General features: G+C 56.3%; 17 protein-coding genes and 1 riboswitch. Of the genes, 7 read left to right on the top strand and 10 right to left on the bottom strand.

Annotated elements, in window-relative coordinates:
* Window positions 1-44: 44 nt before the first annotated feature.
* Window positions 45-1,034 carry a HEAT repeat domain-containing protein gene (locus tag R6V78_RS20850; protein WP_410291323.1) on the bottom strand — a complete coding sequence of 330 codons (990 nt, stop codon included), beginning with the start codon at window positions 1,032-1,034 and terminating at the stop codon, window positions 45-47.
* Window positions 1,034-1,486: an NUDIX hydrolase gene (locus R6V78_RS20845; protein WP_410291322.1), complete on the bottom strand. Its 453-nt coding sequence runs from the start codon at window positions 1,484-1,486 to the stop codon at window positions 1,034-1,036. Before R6V78_RS20845 ends, R6V78_RS20850 begins: the two co-directional genes overlap by 1 nt.
* A 281-nt stretch (window positions 1,487-1,767) precedes the next feature.
* Between R6V78_RS20845 and R6V78_RS20840 the strand changes: the two genes are divergently transcribed.
* The 4 genes from R6V78_RS20840 to R6V78_RS20825 all read left to right on the top strand — a co-directional run bounded on the left by R6V78_RS20840 (window position 1,768) and on the right by R6V78_RS20825 (window position 5,383).
* Window positions 1,768-2,619 (top strand): histidinol-phosphatase, encoded by an 852-nt coding sequence (locus R6V78_RS20840; protein ID WP_410291321.1) that lies wholly within the window; start codon window positions 1,768-1,770, stop codon window positions 2,617-2,619.
* Between the two features lie 748 nt (window positions 2,620-3,367).
* The gene (locus tag R6V78_RS20835; protein WP_410291320.1) at window positions 3,368-4,006 is read left to right on the top strand and encodes a YcbK family protein; all 639 of its coding nucleotides are present in this window, start codon (window positions 3,368-3,370) and stop codon (window positions 4,004-4,006) included.
* 558 nt (window positions 4,007-4,564) lie between these two features.
* Window positions 4,565-4,915 (top strand): hypothetical protein, encoded by a 351-nt coding sequence (locus R6V78_RS20830; protein WP_410291319.1) that lies wholly within the window; start codon window positions 4,565-4,567, stop codon window positions 4,913-4,915.
* Window positions 4,916-5,179: 264 nt separating this feature from the next.
* Window positions 5,180-5,383 carry a cold-shock protein gene (locus tag R6V78_RS20825; protein ID WP_410291368.1) on the top strand — a complete coding sequence of 68 codons (204 nt, stop codon included), beginning with the start codon at window positions 5,180-5,182 and terminating at the stop codon, window positions 5,381-5,383.
* Window positions 5,384-5,513: 130 nt separating this feature from the next.
* Here R6V78_RS20825 and gdhA read toward each other — a convergent pair whose 3' ends face one another.
* Window positions 5,514-6,863 (bottom strand): NADP-specific glutamate dehydrogenase, encoded by a 1,350-nt coding sequence (gdhA, locus tag R6V78_RS20820; protein WP_410291318.1) that lies wholly within the window; start codon window positions 6,861-6,863, stop codon window positions 5,514-5,516.
* 81 nt (window positions 6,864-6,944) lie between these two features.
* Window positions 6,945-9,953 carry a PEP/pyruvate-binding domain-containing protein gene (locus R6V78_RS20815; RefSeq protein ID WP_410291317.1) on the bottom strand — a complete coding sequence of 1,003 codons (3,009 nt, stop codon included), beginning with the start codon at window positions 9,951-9,953 and terminating at the stop codon, window positions 6,945-6,947.
* Between the two features lie 844 nt (window positions 9,954-10,797).
* Between R6V78_RS20815 and R6V78_RS20810 the strand changes: the two genes are divergently transcribed.
* Window positions 10,798-13,284: an HD domain-containing phosphohydrolase gene (locus R6V78_RS20810; RefSeq protein WP_410291316.1), complete on the top strand. Its 2,487-nt coding sequence runs from the start codon at window positions 10,798-10,800 to the stop codon at window positions 13,282-13,284.
* Between the two features lie 40 nt (window positions 13,285-13,324).
* Here R6V78_RS20810 and R6V78_RS20805 read toward each other — a convergent pair whose 3' ends face one another.
* Window positions 13,325-13,759 (bottom strand): hypothetical protein, encoded by a 435-nt coding sequence (locus R6V78_RS20805; protein WP_410291315.1) that lies wholly within the window; start codon window positions 13,757-13,759, stop codon window positions 13,325-13,327.
* Between the two features lie 197 nt (window positions 13,760-13,956).
* On the bottom strand, window positions 13,957-15,411 hold the full coding sequence (locus R6V78_RS20800) for a CoA-acylating methylmalonate-semialdehyde dehydrogenase (protein ID WP_410291314.1): 1,455 nt from the start codon (window positions 15,409-15,411) through the stop codon (window positions 13,957-13,959).
* A 190-nt stretch (window positions 15,412-15,601) separates the two neighbouring features.
* Window positions 15,602-15,785, top strand: a riboswitch (cobalamin riboswitch).
* Between the two features lie 121 nt (window positions 15,786-15,906).
* Here R6V78_RS20800 and R6V78_RS20795 point away from each other — a divergent pair.
* Both R6V78_RS20795 and R6V78_RS20790 read left to right on the top strand, forming a co-directional pair.
* Window positions 15,907-16,800 carry a sirohydrochlorin cobaltochelatase gene (locus tag R6V78_RS20795; RefSeq protein ID WP_410291313.1) on the top strand — a complete coding sequence of 298 codons (894 nt, stop codon included), beginning with the start codon at window positions 15,907-15,909 and terminating at the stop codon, window positions 16,798-16,800.
* 299 nt (window positions 16,801-17,099) lie between these two features.
* Window positions 17,100-18,374 carry an MFS transporter gene (locus R6V78_RS20790; RefSeq protein ID WP_410291312.1) on the top strand — a complete coding sequence of 425 codons (1,275 nt, stop codon included), beginning with the start codon at window positions 17,100-17,102 and terminating at the stop codon, window positions 18,372-18,374.
* A 247-nt stretch (window positions 18,375-18,621) separates the two neighbouring features.
* On the opposite strand, the gene R6V78_RS20785 is transcribed toward R6V78_RS20790, so the two are convergent.
* The 4 genes from R6V78_RS20785 to R6V78_RS20770 all read right to left on the bottom strand — a co-directional run bounded on the left by R6V78_RS20785 (window position 18,622) and on the right by R6V78_RS20770 (window position 22,154).
* A complete protein-coding gene (locus R6V78_RS20785) occupies window positions 18,622-19,080 on the bottom strand; it encodes a membrane integrity-associated transporter subunit PqiC (RefSeq protein ID WP_410291311.1) in 459 nt (152 codons plus the stop codon).
* Between the two features lie 152 nt (window positions 19,081-19,232).
* The gene (locus R6V78_RS20780) at window positions 19,233-20,915 is read right to left on the bottom strand and encodes an intermembrane transport protein PqiB (protein WP_410291310.1); all 1,683 of its coding nucleotides are present in this window, start codon (window positions 20,913-20,915) and stop codon (window positions 19,233-19,235) included.
* Window positions 20,896-21,393 carry a paraquat-inducible protein A gene (locus R6V78_RS20775; RefSeq protein WP_410291309.1) on the bottom strand — a complete coding sequence of 166 codons (498 nt, stop codon included), beginning with the start codon at window positions 21,391-21,393 and terminating at the stop codon, window positions 20,896-20,898. Before R6V78_RS20775 ends, R6V78_RS20780 begins: the two co-directional genes overlap by 20 nt.
* Before the next feature lie 155 nt (window positions 21,394-21,548).
* The gene (locus R6V78_RS20770; RefSeq protein ID WP_410291308.1) at window positions 21,549-22,154 is read right to left on the bottom strand and encodes a paraquat-inducible protein A; all 606 of its coding nucleotides are present in this window, start codon (window positions 22,152-22,154) and stop codon (window positions 21,549-21,551) included.
* Window positions 22,155-22,372: the final 218 nt, after the last annotated feature.

The following is a 22,372-nucleotide window of genomic DNA, read 5'->3' as shown; positions in this document are numbered from 1 at the left end:
CCCTGGCAGCGGTTGGACAGGCATTCACTGCTTGCGTCGGTGATTTAAAAACAGATTGGTTTATATTTCAGTTTGTCCAAGGCTTCCGCTGCCGCAGCTCGAACCTCGTCGTCATAGTCGCCGGCAGCCACTGACCGTAGAAATGACAGCGCCTTCCGGTTTCCCGACTCACCCAGTATATGGATCACGTCCCCTTTGACCATGTCATCCACATCAGAAAAAGCTGCCAGCAGTGGTTCCACTATCTCGCCGGCAAGCCCGGGATCCTTTTCAAACAGGGCCTCGAAGACCACCATGGCCCCCAATCGTACGGACCAGCGCGGATCAACCAGCAACGCGATGAAAGCGGGAAAAATCATCCCGCGCAAAGCCATCATAACGGCTACCCCTTCGGCGTCGCCGTCTTCGATCATGCCTCTTAAGGCATCGGCACCCAGACCGGCCGGATCGCGGTCAAGCATCAGGCTGACCAGCTCGCCGGCATCGACGGTTCCCGTCCAGCGGAACTGATCGTCCAGGATTACGCTGGGTGCAGCACTGACACGATCCCGTTGCGCCGCGTCGGGAAACAGTTCCCCATCGATGACCGTCACACGGACCTGCCCGCTGCAGGCAGCAAGGCCCAGCAGGATGGACACGGTGGCCGGACAGAATGGGCAGCGGGGGGTGACGTAAACCTTAACCAGTGCGGGGGCGCGCAGCAGGGTCAACCGTTCCCGTGCATGCGGTGCAATGCGATCGGCAAACGCACTGCCATCACCCAGGACCGCCAGAAATGGTTCCAGTTCCCGGTCCAGGGGCAGGGCCTGGTAGGCCACTTGGCTGCTGACGAACAGGGTGGGCAGCGCAACGCGCGCATCGCCGTCCTTTTTCAGCCCAACCCGGGGGGCCAGCTCGGCAACCTGGTCGGCGAAGCTTTTGAATGCTGGACCCATCGCGTGGCCGACGGTCGCATATCGAAGGGTGGTGTGGAGCGACAGTTGCTTTCCCCACTGCCAGATGCAAGCTTTTTCTTCAACGCTGAGCTCCCGCATCAGACCTGTCTCCCGAAATTGAATTTTTCTGACAGGAGACGGCAGGTGGCCGGATTGACTTTCAACCCCTCAAGCTCAGCCTCGGATACCCAGCGGGCTTCGTCGGCATCGTCGCCGGCCCGGGGCTCTCCGCTCACATAGTCGGCACCCAGATCCACAACCACATAATGATACATCACCCCTCCGGTCGCGTCTTTTTGAATGACATCAAAGACAAGCAGCGGCTCTCCGGCCCGGATCACCACACCCGTCTCCTCGAGGATCTCCCGCTCGGCCGCCGCCTGAAGGGTTTCCCCCAGACGGACACGCCCGCCGGGAATGGCCCATATACCTCGGCAGGGCGAATTACCGCGCCGGACCAGCAGCACGGCATCGCCTTTGAAGACCACCGCCGCAACCGCCGGTCGCGGTGCGTCGGGATAGGTCCGGATTGTTCCCTTATGATTTTGCATGCTGCTCCGCTGCTCCTACACCGGCATTCTTAAGCGGTGGTATCACCATTTGCCGGTGGCTTCAATTTGAATTTGAGGCTTATGTCCGTTCGGGGGGCATTGACGCCCCCGATGAATTCTGATAGCTGCAGCAGCATCCGTCGAACGTCTGTTGATCAATACGCCGGCATTTCTGCCGTTGCCGATCTCGAGAATCAGTATGACGGTCATGCGCCGGCTGGTCGATGACCTTTGCACTGACACATTGGCGCCAATCCAAATAACGCTTTCGGAGAAAAGCAATGCAACGCCCATACCCGGTGTCGGTTCACGGAGGCCACAGCGGCCAGTTCTGCGGCCATGCCAAAAACAGTCTGGAGGAAATCGTTCTGGCGTATATTGGCCAGGGCTATCCCTGGGTGGGCATAACCGAACATATGCCGCCGGTGTCGGATGACTTTGTCTACCCCGAAGAGAAAGGCGCCGGACTGGACGCCGGAGCACTCAAGGATCGCTTTGCCGCCTATATGCAGGTCTGCAGGCATCTTCAGACAAAATATGCGCGTGACATCCGCCTTTATGTCGGCTTCGAAACCGAAACCTGCACCGGCAGTCTCGACTTCGTCAACGCGTTGATCAATACCTTTTCACCCGACTATGTGGTCGGTTCCGTTCACCATGTCAAGGACATTCCCTTTGACTGCAGCCGGTCCTGTTATGACCAGGCGGCCAATCGCTGCGGCGGTTTGGATGGGTTGTACGCGGCCTATTTCGATCTGCAGTACGAAATGATTCAGGCGCTGAAACCACGCGTGGTGGGCCATTTGGATATCATTCGGATACATGATCCCGATTACCGATCTCGGCTGTGCATGCCGATCATATGGGAGAAAATCGTCAGAAACCTGGAATTGATCAAGCAATTGGATCTGATCCTGGATTTCAACCTGCGCCCGCTCTCAAGGGGTGAGGACGAACCCTATCTGTCCACACCCATTCTTAAAAAAGCCTGTGACATGGGTATAGACATTGTTCCGGGAGATGATTCTCACGAGGTAGACACCATTGGCACGCACATGCAAAAGGCCGTCGGAATACTGCAGGCGGCCGGCATGAAGACGGCCTGGCGAAAACCGGTCGCTTCACCGGGATGACGGATATGGCTGCAACATTGGCCTATGCGCCGTCTGACAATCCCCTTTTCGGAATCGTTGCCAACGTCTGCGTTCCTGGTTGGTCAGGCGCAAAGGACGAACGGTTCGCCGACCGCGTTGGCGCATTGAAATCCATATCGGCGGCCGATACCCGGTTTGCCTCAATTGCATCCAGGTCAAGCGGTTCCATGAACGATCGCTTGCGGATAGCCCGACGATCCCCGCCTCTCCGTCGTTCAGGCTGGTGGCCTGCTGAGGGAATCCAACGCCGGTCAATTCCTGCTCTACGGGAGTTTATGGTGTCGGTTTTTTGGGTCTGATTCGGTTTCATTTCAGTCCTGAGCCCGTATTGCCGCGCCCATGCCGCCGCCAATGCCTTCATAGGAAAACGCACCGATTGCAGGCTTCGGCTGGGATGTGGATACATATATGCGTTTATCGGCAGGGTTGAACAAAAACTTTATATCGACTGCCTGGTTCGCCGGCCCAATCCGCCCCGCGCAAACTGGCCCGTTCAAGCCTTCGCAAGCCAACCCTTGACAGCCAAGATTTTTTTCCCTAAGTAATTCTTAATGCCTTGTCGGCCTGTGGCCGAACAAAAGGCCCCCCACTTCCGAAAATGGCCTCCCCGTGGTACGCCCACGGTAATGCATGGTGCGATTTCACGCCTTCACCACGCAGGAATCGGCCGGATATTGCAAGGCATGGGATGAGAACGATGAAAAATTGCTCCACTTCGGATCCCTCTATGCAGCAAGCTGCGGGAAGTCCTTATCGCAAGGGCAGAAATCGATTTGCCGTTCGCTTGTCGACCCCTTACCAGGGGGTCGACAAGCGGCTCGCCAGCACAGCCCAGATTGACCGGCGAACGTTTCTGAAAATGGGAGCGTCCGTAATCCTGACAACCGCCTTCGCTCATCCAGCGCTGGCTGCACTGAGCCCTGAACATCACGTGCTCTCCTTCTATAATGTGCACACCGGAGAAACCCTTAAAACCTGCTACCGGGCAAACGGAAAATTGATCCATCGTGCAGTCATTCGGATCAATCATATCATGCGCGATTTTCGTACCGGGGAGATCAAAGCGATTGACCCCAATCTTCTGGATCTGCTTCATCACATCGTGGTCGGGGTGAAGCCCGTGGCACCCATCAGCATTATTTCCGGATACCGCTCACCGAGCACAAACGCTGCACTCCGAAAAGTCAGCGGCGGGGTGGCCAAAAAAAGCCTGCACATGGAAGGCCGCGCCGTCGATATCCGAATTCCCGGGCACCAGACCCCTGCACTTCGCCAAGTGGCCATAGACCTTCAAAGCGGTGGTGTCGGCTACTATCCCAAATCCAATTTCGTCCATCTGGATACCGGCCCGATCAAGATCTGGTAGCACCGGTTGCGGACGGCAGGCAGGGAACCCAACCCAGGCGCCGGGCCCCCGGGATCGGTAATCGTTTTGCGAATGACATTGCCGTTCACGCCCATGTGAGTACTTGAAAAGCCCAAGCATGGCTTAAAAACCGTCTTCGTATTTCCTGACAGACGGGTTGAGGGCATCACGTCGCCATCGTACGGAATCGAAGTATGCATCTCATCATCTCGCACCAAACGCGCAGGAAATTCGTTTTTTATTGATATTCTGGCAGCTTGACATTTACCAACCAATCCATTATGTTCCTTCTCATGATGCGTTGCAGCGTCTGAGCCTTCTGTTCTCATGCGAAACTCGTGCAGCCGTTCAGAGTCGGTCCACACTTGTTCTCATCCCGCAACGCCAAACAAGCCGTGAATCAACCGGCATTCGGTTCATCATGATAAATGCAACCGAGCCGCCGCTCACATGAATCGCTGAGTGGTTGATTTGTCGAGTGGCGCCTCGTTCTGTCTCAATATATATCGTTGCCAACGTAAAGCCATCGCACACCCATTTACATGGAGGAGACCGGTTATGAAAAAAGTAGCCAAAGATCTAAAAACCGTCGCCCGGCAGCTAAACACATTAGCCAAGAAAACCGAAGCGCTGGCCAAGGCGTTCGAAAAAGATCCCCAAACAGCAATTCCCAATAAAAAGGCGGAGCCGGTCACGAATGAAAAGGCGACGCCCAAGGGTAAAAATCTCACCCCCACAGATCAGGTGCTCACCATCATGAAACGCTTTAAAAAAGGCATCACGGTGGAGGCATTGAGAGGAAAATCAGGTTTTACGGAAAAACAGATCAGCAATATCGTTCATCGGGCATGTCAAAAAGGGAAAATGAAAAGGATCGGCCGGGGCGTTTATTCTGTGAATGAACAGTAGCCCTATGGTTATGAAGGGGGCGACAGTGCGATTGGACCGGCTGTCAATCAGCAGTCGGTCCCGAGGCATGCCTTATTCTGCCGCCCGCGATGACCAGTGCGGGTGAAAACACCGTTGATTGAATTTTCATCGTAACATGTTGATTCGCGTGGCGGCCGGCCATTCGGCCGGATAGGTCTTGCACAAGGGTGGGCTTCGCCGCCAATGGGCGGCAACTATCGTACGAGACCGTTGTGTTTACTTTTTTCTAAGGAGGCTGCAGAAATGGCAAATGGTGTTGTAAAATGGTTCAGCGACAAGAAGGGGTTTGGCTTCATTGAACAGGAAGAAGGTCAGGGCGACATCTTCGTTCATTTTTCCGCCATCAAGGCCGAGGGTTTCAAAACCCTTGCGGAAGGCGATCGGGTGACCTTTGACGTCGAAAAAACCGATCGTGGTCCCGCTGCAGCCAATGTGGCCAAAGTATAAGCCCATAGACAGACGCACCATCAAAACGGCATCCCTTATTAACCACGGGATGCCGTTTTTTTATTTCAGATTGAAGCTTCTCCGCGGCAACTGGCAGTAAATTGCACGCACGTCGCTGTTCAAGACGCCGCTATACCACGCCCTGGTCGATCATGGCGTCAACCACCTTGACGAAGCCGGCAATGTTGGCCCCGTTCATGTAATTGCCCGGCGTACCGTACTGCTCGGCCGCATCCAGGCAGGTCCGGTGGATGCTCTTCATGATCATCTGCAGACGCGTGTCCACCTCCTCGCGCGTCCACGACAGACGCATGCTGTTCTGGGTCATCTCCAGACCCGATACCGACACCCCGCCCGCATTGGCCGCCTTGCCCGGGCCATACAGCAGGTTGTTGTCGATGAAAATGTCGATCCCCTCCGGCTCCGTGGGCATGTTGGCCCCTTCGTTGACCACGATCACCCCATTGTCCACCAGGTTCTGCGCATCCCTGGCGTTGATCTCGTTTTGGGTCGCCGACGGAAAGGCGCAGTCGGCCTTGTGGCTCCACAGCGGATTGTACGCTTGGTCCGGCGTGACGTCGCTGTACACCGCAGTCGGATAAGCCTCGGCATACGCCTTGACCCGGCCCCGGCGCACATTCTTCAGATTCATGATAAAGGCCAGCCGCTCACGGTCGATGCCCGCCTCGTCGTAGATGTACCCCGAAGAGTCCGAAAAGGTCACCGGCCGGGCACCCAGGTCCAGCAGCTTCTCCATCGTGTACTGGGCCACGTTGCCCGAACCGGAAACCAGGCAGGTCTTGCCTTCCAGGGTCTGGTTGCGCGTGGCCAGCATCGCGGCGGCAAAATAAACCGAACCGTAACCCGTGGCCTCGGGCCGGATCAGGCTGCCGCCCCAGTTCAGACTCTTGCCCGTGAGCACCCCGGTAAACTCGTTTTTGAGCTTCTTGTACATGCCGAACAGGTAGCCGATCTCGCGCGCCCCCACCCCGATGTCCCCGGCGGGCACGTCCGTGTCCGGACCGATGTGGCGGAACAGCTCGGCCATGAAGCTCTGGCAAAAACGCATCACCTCGAAATCCGACTTGCCTTTGGGGTTGAAATCCGACCCGCCCTTGCCCCCGCCCATGGGCAGAGTGGTCAGGGCGTTTTTGAAAACCTGCTCAAAGGCCAGAAACTTCAAAATCCCCAAGTTGACCGATGGATGAAAGCGCAGGCCGCCCTTGTATGGACCGATGGCGCTGTTCATCCCGATGCGAAAACCCCGGTTGACCTGCACCTCGCCCTGGTCGTCCACCCAGGGCACCCGAAACAAAACCACCCGCTCAGGCTCCACCAGCCGCTCTAATATCTTGGCCGCCCGGTATTCGGGGTTGCGGTCCATCACCGGCTTGACGGAGGCCAGCACCTCCATGACCGCCTGGTGAAACTCCCGCTGCCCGGGATCCTTCTCTTTTACCAGCTGCAGAATGTCCAACATTGGATTTCCTCCCATCAGTCTAAGTAAATGTACCCCCCCCAAATTGGGAACGCCGCGGTTGCGTTTGAATGGTTCCGAATGTCAGTTCGTGTTCAGGGTACCGTTCGACGAATCAGCACCCGGGCCGTTGCCTTTAACGATTACGCACTGGGACCGGCGGCCGTCGACTTTAAGGGTCACCGGCGCCTCAAGCCGCGCATGCGCGACAAACGTGGAATCATTCATACGGGGCAGTGCAGCCAGCCAGCGCCAATCTATTCTTCCGCCGTCTGCAGCGGAAACAGTGATATAGTTTATACCCAACGTCGTAATGTTGTGGAAAAAGTGCGAGCCCTGGGATGGTTCGGCAACCAGTTTTTCCGACTCGGTCTCAACCATGGCGCCCACCCCTGAAATGTCTGCCCAGGCGACGGGAACCCCCAGCCACCGGTCCGCCGAGCCCCATCGCCCCGGACCGAGGAGCAAATATTTTCGACCCTCCTTGACCAGAAACGCGTTGATTCGGCTGATTTCCCTTGCAATTTCAATCGTTTTTCCCGGATCAAACGTCTCCGGCTTCACAAAAACAAGGTCGGCCATATCCTGTTTGCGAGCATTTCCCAACGCCCTGCCTGAAAAGCAGAACGCCTGTTCGATCTCCTCTGCAGAAATATTCACCTGCTCCAAATCGGCGCGGGCCGTCATGGGCCTAAGTTGGAGAAAGGCAAATTCCTGTGGGGAACCGTCTTTAGCAGTCAGGTTGACGGAGAACTCCATCTCCACCGGGCAACCCATTCCCTGCTCACCCAGTTCGAGCATGTCCTTCAGGATGTCAGCCAGGGGGAACTCCCGGTATTTAAGGATATGGGCGAAAGTGAGGACCCGCTGACCCGGGATATGAACCGTATCGCGAATGCGATGCTCATCGGGCACATACGTGCTGGCAAGAAGCTGCATGGGGAGCTCATTTTCCGCGTCAGCCACCTCCCGATGCCACAGGTTGGCACCATCATTGGCCTCCAGAAATTGGCAGACTTTTTCCATTTTGAGCGCATAAAAATGGCGCTGGGCGTTTTCGAGGATATCCTCCACAGTCGAACGCTGGGGAAGCAGCTGGGGGTGGAACGGTGAAAACCGGAGCGTTTTCTCGCCCTCGACCACCGTTTTTCCCAATCCCATGGCAAGCGTGACAATTCCTTCTTCGGGCTTCATTCGCGCGAACGGGTAGTAATTGTGGGACTGGGCCACGCCGGAAATGGCCGGATAAAAACTGTCCCCATACTGGGTCCCGACCAGCTTCTGAATGATCACAGCCATCTGCTCTTCTTCGGTTCGGTGGCCCACCCGTCTGGAAAAGGCCTTGGGCCCCTTGTAATAGGTCGATGCATAGACCAGCTTGATGGCATGGATCAGATGGCTCAGGCGCTGCTCGATGTCCGGGCAGTCATTGGTGATCATGTAGGTACGGTACAAGCCGGCATAGGCCCTGTACTGGGCGTCTTCAAGCAGACTGGAAGATCGGATGGCCAGCGGATAGGTAACCTGGGTCAGGTAGTCGCGCAGCCGGTTTTCGATCCAGCCGGGAAAACGGCTGTTGACAAAAATATCGGCGATCGTCTCGTCCGGCAGGTCGGTTTTAGACAGGTATCGCAACTGATTCTCCTCCACAAAGGACTCGAACCCATCGGTGGTGACCACCAGGGTCTGGGGGACGATTATCTCCACGCCTTTGTAGGTGCTGCAGCGATCCAAATTCTGGCCCAGCAGGGAGGCCACGAAGGCCAATCCCCGTGCCTTCCCCCCCAGGGAGCCCTTTCCGATTTTGAAAAATTCAGTATCGAAATCCGCATCCGCCGCATCGAAATCGGCAACGATCCCCTTCTGGCGCCATTTGCGCCGGTCGGCGATGATTTCTACCAGATGGCGGCGGTGACTCTCTACATCGGAGAAGTCATTTCCACTGATGGGACGGACTTCGGCGGCCAGGACCATCTCCGTGCGTGCAAAGAGCCAGCGGGAAAAATCATTGCGGTTGCAGTGGTAGCGAAAGGACGCCTCGGGTATACTCAGCAGATGCCTCTCCAACGCCTTCAGGTTGGAGGCGCGACCGATTTCAGACCCGTCGGGCATCCGAAAAACAAAATCGCCGAAGCCCAGGCGCTCCTTGAAAAACCGCCGCACATCCTGGTGCAGGGTGTCAGAATTCTTATCCACAAAAGCGGCGGGGATCGACTCGGCCTTCAATGCATAAGCGGCTTCCGAACTGGTGAGCAACAGCGGGATGTCGAAGCGCCGCGCTTTCACGTGCTTAAGGAAATCCACCCCGGCGGTTTCGTTCAACACGCCGTTGCGGGAAAAACGCACATCGGAAATGACGCCGAGCACGTTGGCTTCGAATCGCTCGTAGAGGGCCAGGGCTTCCTCGTAGTTTCCGGCAACCAGTATTTTCGGGCGGGCCCGCATGGTTACCAGCCGATGCTCTTCGTTGAGGGTTCCCTCCATCACCGCCTGGGTCTGTCCCACCAATTCGCGGTAAAGAATGGGCAGCAAGGAAGAGAGGTAATAGGGTGAGTCTTCCACAAAAAGTATCACGCGGATGCCTGCCGATTGGGTATCCTTTTCCACATTCATCCGGTCTTCGGCGCTTTTGGTCAGCGCCACCAGGATGTCTGTGTTGCCCGACCAGACAAAGGTTCTGTCGATCCCCGGCGCATTGTCCGGTTCTTTGATGGCCGGTGAAGGAATCGTGTCGTGGGTAAGAAGGATAACCGGCAATCCGGGGGCTTTTTTCTTTATCCGGTGGCCCAGGGCGGCGGCGTCCATATCCGACAGCCTCGGCATGGTGATGACCATGTCAAAAGGTTTGTCGTCAAGGGCGGCAAGCGCCTGTTCGGCCGATGAAACCCAGGTCAGGCGCGGCGGCTGGCTGAGGTTCAGGCCCCGGTACTCATTGACGATACGCTCGGAGAGCCGGCAGTCCTCTTCCATGATCCAGGCATCATAGGGTGTCGATACCAGCAGAATATTGCGCACCTTACGGGCCATCAGCTCGTGGAACAGCTTGAAGCGGGAATCGGACTCATTGAAAAACGGTTTGGCGTTCAAGGCCATGGGCAATTACCTTGCAGCGAACCTTTCCGGCGGACAGCCGCGAAGCGGATTCCATTGTTCCCATACAACGGCCTCCCATCATAATCAATAAAACGTCAAAAGCCAACCACGCGATCTTCACGGTGGTTGCAATAGCGCTTGTTTCTGCCGCTGTGGTCTGGTAAGCTATTTGATACATTAGGGTAATCACATATTAGATGCAATCGCGGCCAGGTTTCATCGGCATCGGCAATGTGTTTTCAAGGCCGCTGCGAGCCCTTTTTGGCCTTACGGTCACTTCTCAAAACCGCTGGCGGCCCCACCCTGCGCAAGCGGAAATCGCGCCTGACGGGGCCCCGGCAGCGGGCCCGCAAAGTCTCGGATATCTGGTGCCAAGCGTTGAAGGGAGACGCTGTAAGCCATGCAAAAAAGAAAACCGCCAAAAGATAAGCGCAAATCAGATCCGTATTTGGATCGACGCTCCGGCCAAGACCGGCGGCAGACGTACGACATCGATTATTTCGCCGACGGGGGGCCTGAAAGACGACAGGATAAAGATCGCCGTGAAAACCGTGAACGCCGGGCGGGCTGCGTCCAAGTCACCCAGTGGTCGAGTGTCTGCGTGGATGATCCCTCTGCGGATGGCCCTTCCGGTTCGAACGGCAGCAAATGAACTATTCAGCCATTGACCCCGGCGTCGACAGCCGTGCCGAGGGATGAAGCGTAGCGCAGAAATCGGACTTCTTGCGGCACCGCCAAGCTTTCCCGAAGTTGTTTCCTTTACCATTCGATCCCCAGGGGTGGTCTTCCTGAGCAAGACCCGACACGCGGGATGCACATCTTTCTCCCAGCACAAGGAATACGCATGAACCTGAAGGTCAAACGCTATCCGTTTTATATCGGCATCACCACGCTGGTAGTGGTCATCGTCATCACCTTGACCGGGCTGTTTTTGTGGATCAGCCACAGGGAAAGCAAGGCGGCGGCGATCCACATGGCCGACCGGCTGTTTTCGGAAATCAACGCAAAGACCCTGGAGCGCTACGAGCGTACCTTGGAATCGGTGGCCGTGCTGGTCGGATTGGCTGCGCGCATCCCCGGTATGGCCACTGCCCCGGAGGAAGCAGGGACGTCACACCCAGGCATTGAGCTGATGATCAAGGCGCTGGATTTTTATGACTATATCTTCTCAACCTATCTTGGTTACGATAACGGCAGCTTCATCCAGATCGTTGCCGTTCGCGACCAACCGGAACTTCGCCTCCTGTTCGACGCACCGCCGGGAGCCGCCTATATCCTGCGCACCATTTTCACCGATTCCCAGGGTCTGAAGCAGCAGCGCTGGCGTTTTTTGAATCTGAAACGGCAGGTCATTGGAAAAATTGACAATCTGGATCCGGATTTCGACCCCCGCTCAAGGCCATGGTACATACAGGCCGGTAAGCTGGAAACAGCATTCTTCACCGAGCCGTATATTTTCAGTTCCACGAAAGTTCCCGGTATCACCTGTGCGCAGCGGCTGCTGAGCGGCGGCGGGGTTTTCGGTGCCGACATCACCCTGGACCGGTTTTCCATCTCGCTGGAAAGACAGAAAGTGTCGGACAATGGCAGGCTGTTCCTTTTCGACCGCACGGGTCGGGTCATTGCCCATCCCACAGAAAACCCAATCAAAACCGGTGCAGGGGAAACCCTGAGCTTTCTCACCGGTGAGGAATCGGCCGACCCACTGGTCAGGGCCATCGTTGCCGAATACAGAGCCCACCCGGAATACCTGCGCAACCGAACCCTTGAAATAATGATCAACAGCGCCACCTACCTGGTACGGTCAACGGCCTTCAAAACGGACCTGAAATTCGATCATATACTGGCCTCCACCGCTCCGTTGGCCGACTTTACCGGTCACATCCGGCGGATGCAGCAGCGGATTTATCTCTTCTCCGGTCTGGTGCTCCTGGTGGTAATGCCCCTGGCCCTGCTGGTATCGCGCAAGATATCAGGATCCCTGATTCAACTGGAAAAGGAGTCGAGGAAAATCCAGCAGTCCGATTTCTCCGAATCGAAACCCTTCGACTCCAGCATCAAGGAGATCCACTCCCTGATCAAGGCTTTTGTCTTGATGAAAAGCACCATCCGGGACTACACGGCTAGGCTGATCCAGGCAAAACAGGAAATTGAAGACCTGTTCACAGCCGTCACCGAACTCCTCGCCGGCGCCATTGACGCCAAATCCCCCTATACCGGCGGCCACTGCAAGCGCGTGCCGGTCGTGGCGAAAATGATAGCCATGGCAGCCCACGAGTCCACAGACGCCCCCTTTGCCAATTTCAGAATGGACGCGGAAGATAAGCGGCGCGAGTTTGAGGTGGCGGCCTGGCTGCATGACTGCGGCAAGGTCACCACACCCGAACATGTGGTCGACAAGGCCACCAAATTGGAGACGATCTACAATCGAATTCACGAGATCCGCATGCGCTTCGAGGTGCTGCTTCGGGATGCCGAGATCGATTTCTATCGCCAGCGCCTGGCCGGCAATGCCGACGGTGCATGCCTTGAGGCGCAACTGGAAAAGAGACACAAGCAGATCGCCGATGATTTTGCATTTGTTGCCGCCTGCAACATCGGCGGCGAATTCATGCCCGACGAGAAAATTGAACGCTTGGAGGAGATCGCCGCCCGCACATGGGTGCGCCACCTGGACGACCGCATGGGCATCTCCCAGGATGAAACCGCATTGAAAAACAGGCAGCCGCGCCCGACCCTGCCGGTTGTCGAGCACGTGCTGACCGACAAACCCGAGCATATCATTCCCAGACCCAACCCGGACCCCTTCGAAGGCAACACCTACGGCTTCAATATGGCCGTTCCCGAAAATCAGTACAACCTTGGTGAGCTTTACAACCTGGCTATCCGCAAAGGAACCCTTTCACCGGAAGACCGCTTCAAGATCAACGAACATATCATCCAGACCATTATTATGCTCAGGCGACTCCCTTTCCCCGAAAATATGAAACACGTGGCCGAAATCGCAGGGGCCCACCACGAGACCATGATCGGCAACGGTTATCCCCGGGGATTGAAAAAAGAGGAGATGTCCATTCCCGCACGAATAATGGCCATAGCAGATATTTTCGAAGCGCTGACCGCCGCGGACCGGCCTTATAAAAAACCGAAAACGCTGAATGAGGCCCTGCGCATCATGAGCCGAATGCGCAACGACAGGCACATCGATGCCGAATTGTTCGACCTGTTTCTACAAAGCGGGGTTTACCAGACTTACGCGGAACAGTTTCTGGACCCGGCGCAGATGGATGCCGTTGATATCCGGCACTACCTTTCCAGCAGCCACGCGTAAGCGGCATCTGCAGCCCGGCAGGGACGCAAACGTCTGGCGATCATGGCAACAGATGGTGCAGATGTTCAAGTCGCTTGGATCGTTTCTTGGCAAGGGTTTTCAGCACCCGCGACACCTCGGGCAATGCACGGATCTTCTCTGCGGCGTCGCTATAGTAGCGCATGGCTCGTTTTTCCAGTGAAATGGCCGCCGCCAGAATAGCTGCAGGACCCTTGCCTGCCGGATCCTCCACCGTTTCCTGATAGCTGTCCCGCACAAAACCTCGGATCGGTTCCAGGATCATCTCGGTAACGTTCTCCCGCCGGGTGCGCTGGACCGTAAGGATATTCTTACCGCCCTCTTTGGCAAACGCCTCGAACAGGTCCCGGTGTGGCGCCGCGGCCTCCGTGAATGCAGCCCGGCGGTAAAATTCCATATCGTCTCGCTCGACCATTTCGGCAAAATTCAGGATCGCCCCAAAATTGGTTAATGGCATCATCTTCCCTTTAAGATTCTATTGGCTGTTTAAACGGACTGCTGATGGGAAACGGGTCGTATCAACCCACCCCAACCATTTAAAACTCCCGGCATATCCAAGTTTATGGTGATATTGATCGCACCCGCAAGCGGTCCCGCCAATCCTTGGGGTCCCCAATCCGTGGATCCTTTAAGTGGGTTGCGAAACCTTTGATCCTAATACCACCGTTCGATCACGACCTTCATATCCGTGTAAAACAGAAAGCTCTCCTGACCATGGCCCTTGATGTCACCGAACATGGAATGCCCGGCCCCGCCGAATGGAAAGAAACTCATGGGCGCGGCAATGCCGATGTTGACGCCGATCATGGTCGGTTTGATCCGGTATTTAAACTCCCTGGCCGCCGCTCCGCTGGCGGTGTATATGCAGGCCGCATTGGCGAAACCGCGGGTATTGATCAGATCCACCACCGCATCCATATCCGCTGCGCGGACGATGCTCACCACCGGGCCGAAAATCTCCTCCTTGGCGATGGTCATATCCGCTGTAACGTTATCGAAGATGGTGGGCCCGACGAAAAAACCATCCGGGTAGCCATCCACCGCCACATCTCGACCGTCCAGGATCAGGTCCGCGCCCTCAGCGAGACCCTTTTCGATATATCCCAAAACCCGGTCCCGATGGGCTGCGCTGATCAGCGGCCCCATGAAGGTCTGCTCATCCAGGCCATTCCCCACGCTGACGGTCTTGGCGGCAGCGGTGAACTGCTCCACCAGGCGGCCGGCAATATTCCCCACCGGCACGAGGACCGACCCGGACAGGCAGCGCTGGCCGGTGCAGCCGAAAAAGGAAGTCAGTAGGGACGGCATACCTTGATCCAGGTCTGCGTCGGGCATGACGGCCACGATATTCTTGGCCCCGCCCAGGGACTGGACCCTTTTCCCCGTCTCCCCGCATTTGCGATAGATATACCGGGCCGTGGGTGTCGATCCGACGAAACTGATACCCTCGATATGGGGATGCGCGAGCATGGCATTGACCACGTCCCGCGAGCCATGAACCATGTTGATCACTCCTTCCGGAAACCCAACCTCGTCGACAACCTCCATGATGCGGGTTTGGGTCATGGGCACCTGCTCGGATGGTTTGAAAACGAAGGTGTTGCCGGTGACCACGGCATAGGGCAGAAACCACCACGGCACCATGGCCGGGAAGTTGTAGGGAGCAATGCAGCCAAAAACACCCATGGGCTGCCGGTGACCATAGCAGTCGATGTTCTTGGCAATGTCTTCCAATGTGTAGCCGGTCATGAGGGTGGTCACACCGGTAGCGTGCTCCACGTTCTCGATCATCCGGCGCACCTCTCCGCGGGCTTCGTCAATGGCCTTGCCATGCTCGGTGGTCAAGGTTTCGGCGATCGCTTCGAAGCGCGCCTCAAAAGCATCCTTGAGACGGAAAAGATACCTGGCCCGGCTCAACGGAGGCGTTTCCCGCCAGGATGCAAAGGCTTCCCGGGCGGCCTTGACGGCCCGGTCCACATCCTTGGCCGTTCCGTAGGCCACAGTGGCAATTTTCTTACCCGTTGCCGGATTGTACACGTCCCCGAATGAGGTCGAATCGGATTCCACCCATTCCCCGTCAATGTAGTTTTTTATCAAAGGTAAGGACATGGTCGCAATCTCCTCGAGATAAGATTATATCGGTTTACGCCAAAGGAATTTTATCCAACGAATGCTGTCGATTGTCGTTCAAGCACGATAGCCCTTCAAAGGCAATAATTAAATACTTACAACACCATCGATAAATCCCTTTTTCGGTTCCGCTGGACACTGAGAATTTTATTGACATTTTCCGGCGGCCTGATATTAGCTCGGTCAAGGTGCCACGAGGCTTAATAGGGAATCCCGTGCAAATCGGGAACGGTCCCGCCGCTGTAATCGGGGACGAAATTCGCACAGCCACTGTTCCATCGCGTGAAACGGGAAGGCGCGAAGAGTAGAACGATCCGAGAGTCAGAAGACCTGCCTGAACGATCCATCCTGCCACGAGAAATGAGGCGGATGACAACCGGAAAGGGTCAAGAAAGCTGGGTGCAGCCCTTCATGCGTGTATTTTGCATGAAGGGCTTTTTGTTTTAAACGATGGTTTTGCAAAGGAGATAAAGGATGCAAAGGGCAATTGGATTGTTGGTATTGACGATGATGCTGGCGGTGGCGCTGCCGATGCCCGCAAACGATGCTGCCGCAGGCGGGTACGGGCACAGCAGTGCCCCCGAAAAGATCGGCATCCTGCTGGTGGCTTTCGGATCGAGCGAAGCGTCCGCCCAGGTCTCATTCGAAAACATCGACAAGAAAGTGAAGACAGCCTACCCGGGCATTCCGGTCCGCTGGGCATATACATCCCATATCATCCGCGCAAAACTCCTTAAAAAGGGCCTGCATCTGGACTCTCCAGCCGTTGCCCTGGCTAAAATGCAGGATGAAAAATTCACCCACGTTGCCGTGCAGTCCCTGCACACCATCGGTGGAGAAGAGTTTCACGATTTAAGACGGACCGTGGAGGCCTTTAAAACCATGGGCGGAATCCGGCGAATTGTTCTGGGATACCCCCTGATTGCCGAGCAGACAGATATGGAACGCGCCGTCAACGCGATAATGAAGGTGATTCCCAAATCCCGCCGCGCCGATGAAGCCGTGGTACTGATGGGACACGGAACCCACCATCCCGCCAACGCTTTTTATGCGGCCCTGATGTTCCAGATCCAGCTCAAGGACCCCAACATCTTTGTCGGCACCGTTGAGGGGTACCCGGGGATCGGGCTGATAACGGATTTGTTGCTGCAGAAAAAAATTGACAAGGCATACCTGATGCCATTTATGTCCGTGGCCGGCGACCATGCGAAAAACGACATGGCCGGGGAAGGAGATGATTCATGGAAGTCGGTCTTGAGCAGAGCGGGAATTGACTGTGAAGTAATTCTCAAAGGCACCGCCGAGTACGATGATTTTGTCGACATTTGGGTCGGGCACCTGACCGGGTCGTTGAATCATTTTCAATAGGTTGGGTTCGAAATCGGTCCTGATAGAGGCGACAGCCGCCAAGCGCAATGCGCCGAGATTGGCTGCCAGCCATGTTTTGCAATGGTCAACGAAACGCATCTGTGTTATGGCTGTCCGGTCTGCCATCGGGTGCGGCGGTCATCACCAGCATGAACAACCGCTGCAATTGACATTCCCCGCAACACGCCGCGGGGCATGTCCTGCCTGCAACGGCAGTGCTGCGCAGCACCATATGGATGATAATCGATTTGCTGTCCGCGCGTTATCGCGGTTCATTCCACCCAAGAGAGCAGCCCCCCATGTCTTCATCCTCATCGGGTTCAGATCGCGACCCCCATCGATGGGTGGTCTTCACCGTGATCTGCCTGATCTATTTTTTGGTCTATTTCCACCGGGTCTCCACATCGGTGATCGTGCCGGACCTGCTGGCGGCGTTCAACACCAATGCAACGGCGCTGGGATTGATGTCCTCCATGTATTTTTACATCTACGCACTAAATCAACCTGTGGTTGGCTATCTGGCGGACCGTATCGGCCCACGGCGGGTAATTGCCTATTGGTCCATGACAGCGGCCCTGGGTTGTTTCATCTTCGGCATGGCGCCATCAATCGGTTGGGCATCGACAGGAAGAGCATTGATCGGGTTTGGTGTGGGCGGGGTTTATGTACCGACGGTCAAGGCGCTGTCCCAGTGGTTCAGGGAAAAAGAGTTCGCCACCATGGTGGGCCTTCTCATGTCCGTGGGCAATTTCGGTGCGGTGATCGCAACCACGCCGCTGGCCTGGGCAGCCGGCACCTGGGGATGGCGCCCCACTTTTTTCATCATCGGCGGCGTCACTCTGGCGATGGCTGTCCTGATGCTGACCGTCACCCACGATTCCACCCAGCAAACGCTGCCCGGTCCACAAGGCGATGCGTCCGGGGCACCATCGCCCGGTCTGGCACGCAACACGCTTACCATCCTTAATTCCCTGCAGTTCTGGCTGGTGGCGGCCATCTTCTTCGGTTTTTACGGAACGGCGGTGACCCTTCAGGGGTTGTGGGCCACACCCTTTTTAGTGGCCGTGCTGAACATCGACCGCATCCTGGCGAGCCAACTGAATATGTTGATCCCCATCGGTGTTATCATCGGTGCACCCTTTTTCGGATGGCTGCCCGATCGCTTCTCCCTGAACAAAGCCAGAATCCTGACAGTCATCTCGGCTGTCTACACCCTATGCTGGCTGGCCATCCTGGTGGTTTTCGAGCGCTTGGGCATCGTCGGATTCGCCGCGATCTTTGGCGTACTGGGCTTCGTGGTGGGCGGATTCATCAGCACCATATGGGGGATCATCCGTGAAAATACACCTTCTGAACGCCTGGGCCTGACCTCCGGCATTCTCAATCCGGCACCTTTCCTGGGCGTCGCCGCATTCCAGGTGCTCACCGGCAACATCATCGACCGTGCCGGCCAGGTCGGGGAGCACTATCCGCTGCCGGGATTCAAAAGCGCATTTCACGTCTGCCTGGTAGGCGCGGCGATCTGCCTGCTGCTGTCGCTGCTTATCAAAGCCAAACCCGCAGACGCAAACTGAGGTGACGGCCGATCGATGCCCATGGTGAAAAAATTGGCCTTGACGATCCGGTTATTTTTCACGCTGCGCGGAAGACCAGGACGAAGAACTTCAACGCCAAGACAGAACCGAACCTTGGCGATTGGATTGCCTGATCGGTTGGTTCACAACCCTCCGGCAAGTCGCCCCCAAAAAGCGGCGTGCGTGCGATAAACTATCTGCAACTGCCGGATCACGCAGCCAGGCCCGTGAAGCAGGGTTGCCGATGTCACTGGGCAGAGAAATCGTTCAAGGCGTGGGCAACATCCCGGCAAAGGGTCGCAAGCACCCGGCTGTGAGCGGCGGCTATATCCTCAAACCCGGAACCGGGCATCTTCTCTGAAAGGCTCGTCCGGCGGGACAACCCCGCCGCCGGGTCATCTTTGGCCCTGATTGTCCATACCACACTGAGTCGTATTTTTTTATCATCCGTGCCAATCAACTCGAAGAATGAAAAATCGACAACCATGTCCGGTTGAAGGCCCACCGGCCACGGTGCGCTGTAAACCCGGGCCTCGGCCAGGAGAAGTTGAAGGTTTTCGCCGATCACCCGCTGAATCATGCGGTCCGGATAATCGGCCCAGCGGTTAAGGGACGAGACCTCCAGGCGGTTTTCCCCTATTCGTTTGACCATTTGCGCCCGATTGATATATCCTGGCAGTTCAATCGGTTGGATGCCGACGCGCATATCCCGCATACCATCTGAATTTACTGAAGAGAACGGTCCGACAGACAGAGGGGTCAAGAAATAATATTTTACCGGTGGCGTCATCGACCGGCAGCCTGAAAAGAAAGCAATCAACACACAGCTCAAAGTGACGGTCCATAACGGGATACGGGTCATTGCTGGCTTCCTTTTCCGAAAACGATCGCATCGGGGTGACGTTCCAGGTAGTCGGCAAGGGCTTCTACTGCTCGGGCTGCTTCCTGAAGCTCCATCAGCAGGCGGTTCAGGTTGTAGACGATGGGTGCACCCTCGCCCAGAACGGTGTTGGCCGTGGCAAGGGCTTCCTCGCCCCGAGCCAGCGACTGCCTGGCCTGATCCAGCATGCCGTTGACTTTCGGCAGCGTGCCGCTATTGAAGCCGGATGTCACCTGCTTGAATTGGTTGAAGCTCTCGTCGATATTGTCAATTGCGCTTTCAAGGGTCTTGGATCCTAGCATGGCCTCCACCTGACGGGCAGCTTCACGGATATCCTGCAACGTCTCTTCCATGGGCAGCGTGTTGAAACGGTCCAGCAGGCGTTTGGCGGTCGCGGTAATCTCTTCAACTGTGTTGGGAATGGTAGGCAGCACCGGATAGACATCATCCGTGCGGAGAATCTGGGGTTCGGCCTCCGGGTGAATGCGCATGCTCACATAGCTTTGACCGGTGAACAGGTTGCTGGTGCGCTGCTGGGCCCGCAGCCCCTTGCCCACCAGCTTTTCCACCACGTTGTATTCGGGAGTCGCCAGGTTGCCTGACAGTTCGATCCGGTCCGGTTCGATGGCAATCAACACTGGGATCCTGAAAGTCAACGCGTCCTGATCAAACAGCAGTCGGATGCTGATCACCTCGCCGATTTTAATGCCGTAAAAGTCCACCGGCGAACCTGTCGACAGCCCCCGAACCGTCTCTTCGAAAAAGAGCAGATAATACTCGCGATAACTGTAGGTTGCGGCATTGGCGGCGTCACGGTTGTCATACAGGGTAAAAACCTGACTGGACGATGGCGGGAGTGCCCGCTTGACATCTTCGGCCGTAAAGAAAGAGATGCCGCCAACAAGAAAGCTGGCCAACGACGGTGTATCGATGCGGACACCGTCGGCGCCGATTTTCACATTCAGACCGCTGGCATTATAAAACCGCGAACCGTGTTTCACCTGGTTGTGGTAGGGCGCTTCCACGAATATCTCAAGCATTACACCCGTACCGTCCTTGGCCATATCCACATTGGTGACCCGACCGACTTTGACCTGCCGGTAGTAAACCGGTGATCCGATATCCAGAGACCCCAGGTGCTCAGCCCGCAGATTGAACTGCCGGCCAGGCGAATCCCTGAAAATGGCCGGTGGTTTTTCGCTCCCCTGAAATTGGTGCGTGGTCTTGCCTTTGCTGCCCGGCATCATACCGATATAGGCACCGGAAAGCAGGGTATTGATCCCGGACACCTCACCCACGGCCACCCGTGCCCGGACGATCCAGAACAGGGTATCCCCCGTGAGATGAGCGGCGACTTCGCGGCTCATTGCCGCAGTGACCAACACCTGGGAAAGATCTTCGCTGAGTTGAATGTTCTGGACCTTGCCGACGGTGACATCCTTAAATTTGATTTCAGTTTTACCGGGAACCAAGCCTTCAGCAGATTTGAAGACAATCGTGATGCTGGGTCCGCTCTCCCGAATCGCTTTAACCGACAGCCAAACCCCGATCAGTGCCGCCAGGAGGGGAATCAGCCAGACAATCGACAACCGTTTGCCGGCTTGGATCTCAGGCGCTGGTATCGGCTCGTCGAAAACAGGTTCAGTAGGCGGTTGCGTCATCGTTCTTCTCCAGCGCGTCCCAGATCAATCTCGGATCAAAACTCATGGCGGCGACCATGGTAATGACCACCACGGCAGCAAAATAAACAACGCCGATCCCCGCTTCGATGGTCGTTAAATAGCCCAGGCGGACCAAAGCGACCAGCACGGTTACGACAAAGACATCCAGCATGGACCATCGCCCCACCAACTCGGTAATTCGATAGAGCCGGGTGCGTTCTTCAGGTCGCCAGCGGGAGCTCCGCTGCACCGAAATGAGAAGTCCACTCAGGATGAGCAGCTTGGCGATGGGCACCACGATGCTGGCGACAAAAATGATCAGGGCAATGCCCCATGAGCCGGTCTGCATAAAGTAGATCACCCCGCTCAAAATGGTGTCGGATTGCGTGCTGCCCAAATAGGTGGTCAGGGTAACCGGCAGCAGGTTTGCCGGAATATAAAAAATAAAGGCGGCAATGAGAAGGGCCCAGGTGCGCATGATGCTGTTGGGCTTCCTGAGATGCAGCCGCGCACCACAGCGGGGACATCGGACACGCACCCGCCCGGTCATTGCCGGTCGCCGGATTAACAAGGCACAACGGAGGCAGTTATATAGACCGCAATTGGTGGCAGTAAGGGCCGCATTCAAACGGGTCATCGCCATTCATCCATCTTTGCCCATATGCCATGGGGATCCAAAAATGCACCGACCGCTGCGAGCACAAACACCAGAGCGAGAAAGGAGAACAGCGCCGTACCCGGGATGATGGTGGCCATTTTGGCCAGCTTGACCACTGATACCAGAATCCCCAACAAGAAGACTTCGGTCATGCTCCACGGTCTCAGGCAAAGGGCCAGTCTAAAAACATGGCGACTGGCCGGCAGGCGATATCCGCGTCTAATCGGCCAGAGCACATAGACCAGCGCCGCCAGCATCATGCAAGGCACGAGCATGCTGGTCAGCAGAACCAGTAAAGCCACTCCTGCCATGCTCTGCTGTGATAGAATGATCGTTCCGGTGATCAGGGTGGTTTCCAGGATGGTCCCCTGGGACTCCAACGACAAAAAAGGGTAGATATTGGAGATAAATAGCAGCAGCAGACCAGTAATGGCGCACGCCAGAGAGCGGTCAAGCGATTGCGGATGGTGGGCATACAACACGGCCCTGCATCGACTGCACCGGGCTTTGCTTTTTTCCGGCAGCGGTTGCATGCGGTGCAAAAGGTCACATTCATGGCAGGCGATCAGGCGTTGCGTCATAGCCAAGGACACCTTCAGGTCATGATCGTGATTATCTCCCTGAAAGCAGACATACCCGAATAGAACCGTCCACGGACCGGCACACGGCGCCACTTCAGGAAGCCGCACTCGAATTACCCGTTAAATAGCACCATTTCCGAATCCATGCAACATGGCGGGTTGAAAGTGTAGCGGGCTTGAAAGGTCTTAGTAGCGGCCATATCCGCTGAACTTATATG

The sequence above is a fragment of the Desulfosarcina sp. genome (assembly GCF_046496365.1).
GTDB lineage: Bacteria > Desulfobacterota > Desulfobacteria > Desulfobacterales > Desulfosarcinaceae > Desulfosarcina.
This window is presented reverse-complemented; position numbering and strand designations above follow the sequence as displayed.

Bases quoted from the DNA above. Each gene is read 5' to 3' on its own strand.
- R6V78_RS20770 (WP_410291308.1), bottom strand. From the start codon at position 22,154: ATGACGCAACGCCTGATCGCCTGCCATGAATGTGACCTTTTGCACCGC.
- R6V78_RS20790 (WP_410291312.1), top strand. From the start codon at position 17,100: ATGTCTTCATCCTCATCGGGTTCAGATCGCGACCCCCATCGATGGGTG.
- R6V78_RS20840 (WP_410291321.1), top strand. From the start codon at position 1,768: ATGCAACGCCCATACCCGGTGTCGGTTCACGGAGGCCACAGCGGCCAG.
- R6V78_RS20800 (WP_410291314.1), bottom strand. From the start codon at position 15,411: ATGTCCTTACCTTTGATAAAAAACTACATTGACGGGGAATGGGTGGAA.
- R6V78_RS20780 (WP_410291310.1), bottom strand. From the start codon at position 20,915: ATGACGCAACCGCCTACTGAACCTGTTTTCGACGAGCCGATACCAGCG.
- R6V78_RS20815 (WP_410291317.1), bottom strand. From the start codon at position 9,953: ATGGCCTTGAACGCCAAACCGTTTTTCAATGAGTCCGATTCCCGCTTC.
- R6V78_RS20795 (WP_410291313.1), top strand. From the start codon at position 15,907: ATGCAAAGGGCAATTGGATTGTTGGTATTGACGATGATGCTGGCGGTG.
- R6V78_RS20850 (WP_410291323.1), bottom strand. From the start codon at position 1,034: ATGCGGGAGCTCAGCGTTGAAGAAAAAGCTTGCATCTGGCAGTGGGGA.
- R6V78_RS20845 (WP_410291322.1), bottom strand. From the start codon at position 1,486: ATGCAAAATCATAAGGGAACAATCCGGACCTATCCCGACGCACCGCGA.
- R6V78_RS20775 (WP_410291309.1), bottom strand. From the start codon at position 21,393: ATGCGCACCTGGGCCCTTCTCATTGCCGCCTTTATTTTTTATATTCCG.
- R6V78_RS20805 (WP_410291315.1), bottom strand. From the start codon at position 13,759: ATGCCATTAACCAATTTTGGGGCGATCCTGAATTTTGCCGAAATGGTC.
- R6V78_RS20835 (WP_410291320.1), top strand. From the start codon at position 3,368: ATGCAGCAAGCTGCGGGAAGTCCTTATCGCAAGGGCAGAAATCGATTT.
- R6V78_RS20830 (WP_410291319.1), top strand. From the start codon at position 4,565: ATGAAAAAAGTAGCCAAAGATCTAAAAACCGTCGCCCGGCAGCTAAAC.
- gdhA (WP_410291318.1), bottom strand. From the start codon at position 6,863: ATGTTGGACATTCTGCAGCTGGTAAAAGAGAAGGATCCCGGGCAGCGG.
- R6V78_RS20785 (WP_410291311.1), bottom strand. From the start codon at position 19,080: ATGCGCGTCGGCATCCAACCGATTGAACTGCCAGGATATATCAATCGG.
- R6V78_RS20810 (WP_410291316.1), top strand. From the start codon at position 10,798: ATGAACCTGAAGGTCAAACGCTATCCGTTTTATATCGGCATCACCACG.
- R6V78_RS20825 (WP_410291368.1), top strand. From the start codon at position 5,180: ATGGCAAATGGTGTTGTAAAATGGTTCAGCGACAAGAAGGGGTTTGGC.